At 38.9% G+C, this 2618-nt stretch carries 2 protein-coding genes and 2 tRNA genes; all 4 read right to left on the bottom strand.

The features are described 5' to 3' along the window. Window positions 1-127: 127 nt before the first annotated feature. Window positions 128-1585, bottom strand: a complete 1458-nt coding sequence (locus ACY65O_RS13910) for a CoA-acylating methylmalonate-semialdehyde dehydrogenase (protein WP_462221461.1) — start codon at window positions 1583-1585, stop codon at window positions 128-130. Between the two features lie 354 nt (window positions 1586-1939). Next, window positions 1940-2140: a GIY-YIG nuclease family protein gene (locus ACY65O_RS13905; RefSeq protein WP_462221460.1), complete on the bottom strand. Its 201-nt coding sequence runs from the start codon at window positions 2138-2140 to the stop codon at window positions 1940-1942. A gap of 64 nt (window positions 2141-2204) precedes the next feature. Continuing rightward, window positions 2205-2279 (bottom strand) — tRNA-Pro (locus ACY65O_RS13900). Window positions 2280-2451: 172 nt separating this feature from the next. Further along, window positions 2452-2540: transfer RNA gene (locus ACY65O_RS13895), tRNA-Ser, on the bottom strand. Window positions 2541-2618: the final 78 nt, after the last annotated feature.

Raw genomic sequence — 2618 nt, 5'->3', positions numbered from 1 at the left:
GTCCGCAGGAAAAAATAGGAAGTATAAAAATTAATAAAACTAAATTTGATATCTTTCTTTCCATTGAAATTAATATTGAGTAATTGATTACTGTAACAATCTAAGTTCCCCTTCAGGGGTCAGGGGCTCAACTCATCCAATTCACTCCCGCCTCTGCATTCCATTTCACCGTACTCTTCTTCAGCTTTGTCCAAAATTCAATCGAACTTTTTCCGGTAATATCACCCACACCAAATTTACTTTCGTTCCAGCCGCCAAAACTAAAAGGCTCACGGGGTACGGGCACACCAACGTTAACACCAATCATTCCGGCACTAGCCTTATCAATGATGTAACGGGCCATGGCACCATTTTGTGTAAACACACTGGCGGCATTGCCATAAGGATTTGCATTTTCAATAGCCAGGGCTTCATCAACCGTATTGGTTCGCATGATGGAAATTACAGGGCCAAAAATTTCTTCTGTAGCCACGCTCATTTGGGGTGTAACAAAATCTATTACAGTAGGGCCAACGTACGTACCGTTTTCTTTTCCTTTTACTTTTGTATTGCGGCCATCTACTAAAATTTTTGCGCCATCTCTTTCTGCTTCGCCAATAAATTTTTCAATGCGTTCCTGCGATGCTTTATTTATTACAGCACCTAAATTTTCACCGGGAATAATTTTTCTGGCTTCTTCACAAATTTTATCAATGATGGCATCTACATTACCCACACCAATCATGGCGCTGGCTGCCATACAACGCTGACCTGCACAGCCGCTCATACTGGCGGCAACATTTTGTGCTGTCATTCCAGGAATGGCATCGGGCAAAACCATTAAATGATTTTTTGCACCGCCCAATGCCAAACATCTTTTATAATTTGATGTAGCTCTTTGATAAACAATTTTTGCGACTTTTGTAGAACCCACAAATGAAACAGCTTCAATACCCGGATGATCGCAGATGGCATTTACAATTTCATCATTGCCATGTACAATGTTAAAAACGCCATCGGGTAAGCCGGCTTCTTTTAAAAGTTCTGCCAGCCTGCCACAACTCAATGGTACTTTTTCTGATGGCTTCATGATCATACAATTGCCCAGCGCAATTGCATTGGGCAACGTCCAGTTGGGCACCATGCTGGGAAAATTAAACGGAACAATAGATGCAACAACACCCAGTGCCACATGTTCAGTTCTGCATTCCACACCCCTGCTTACTTCAAGCACTTCGCCAGTTACTAATTGTGGCAACGAACATGCAAACTCTGTGAGCTCAATACTTTTTTCTATTTCTGCTACCGACTCACTGTATGTTTTTCCATTTTCTTCACTGCATAATTCTGCAAGCTCTTTTAAATTTTTTTCCAGTAAAGTTTTGTAACGAAAAAAAACCTGCACCCGTTCTTTTATGGGTGTTTTGCTCCAGGCAGGAAATGCGGCTTTGGCAGCTTTCACTGCATCATCTAAATCTTTTGCAGAAGACATTGGAACTGCAGATAACAAATTTCCATCAATGGGAGAAATTACTTCCATAGTTTTAGTGGAAGATGCAGCGACAAATTTGCCACTGATATAGTTTTTTAGCGGAGGATATTTCATAATCACATTTATTTTATCAAAAATTAAAGAAAATAAATGGATTAAGCTGAATTAATATCAAAAAAGATAAAGAAGAAAAAATAAAAGAAAATTCACACAAACATGAAATGCATTTCAACTAATATTCAAAAACAGAATATTTTTAAAAAGCATTTGATTTCGGTGCATATAAAATGAAGATAAAAAAGCTGCTGAAGTAAAAAAGAAAAAAAACGCCAGAGGCAGAGTTCATGAAAAAGTGTCGGGATGGTCACGCTTAGAGCGTGACGACCTTCCCGCCTTAAAGCGGGACGCTACAAACCCGGCGTAATATTTATGTTATTATCAATAAGATTACGGCTGATACAGCTTTTTTTAATTTTTTGTCTCTAAAAGCATTGCAGCAGATTTATTTTCGCATACTATTTTATGTAACAATTTCCATGGCCTTCCACTTTTTGTGCTTAAACTTTCTCCATTATTGTGTCGCCGTAATCTATCATCAACATCTTTGGATACACCTGCATAAAATTTTCCCCGTTGGGTACTGTACAAAAAATAAACATAGCAAATCATTATTCGTAATTTATAAAAGTAAAAAACAAAAAACCCCGCCAGAGGCAGGGTTCATGTAAAAGTGTCGGGATGGCAAGATTCGAACTTGCGACCTCCTGGTCCCAAACCAGGCGCGATAACCGGGCTACGCTACATCCCGAACGAAAAAATATTTTTTAGTTTTATGTGAGAGCAAGATTTGAACCTGCTAGCTTCCCGCCTTACAGCGGGATGAAATATACCGGGTTAGGCTACATTGCAAACTAAAAATATTTGTTGGGGTTTATTGGGAACACCCTAACAATCAAAAACTTTTATAAGAACTTTTTTTGCGGAGAGGGTGGGATTCGAACCCACGGTACAGTTTAACCCGTACGACGATTTAGCAAACCGTTCCTTTCGGCCTCTCAGGCACCTCTCCTAATTATTAAAGGACGGCAAAAATACAATTACATAAGGTATTACCCAAAACTAAATGCAACTTTTAAAATAAAAAATT

It is taken from the genome of Ferruginibacter sp. (assembly GCF_031430955.1).
Lineage (GTDB): Bacteria > Bacteroidota > Bacteroidia > Chitinophagales > Chitinophagaceae > Ferruginibacter.
This window is presented reverse-complemented; position numbering and strand designations above follow the sequence as displayed.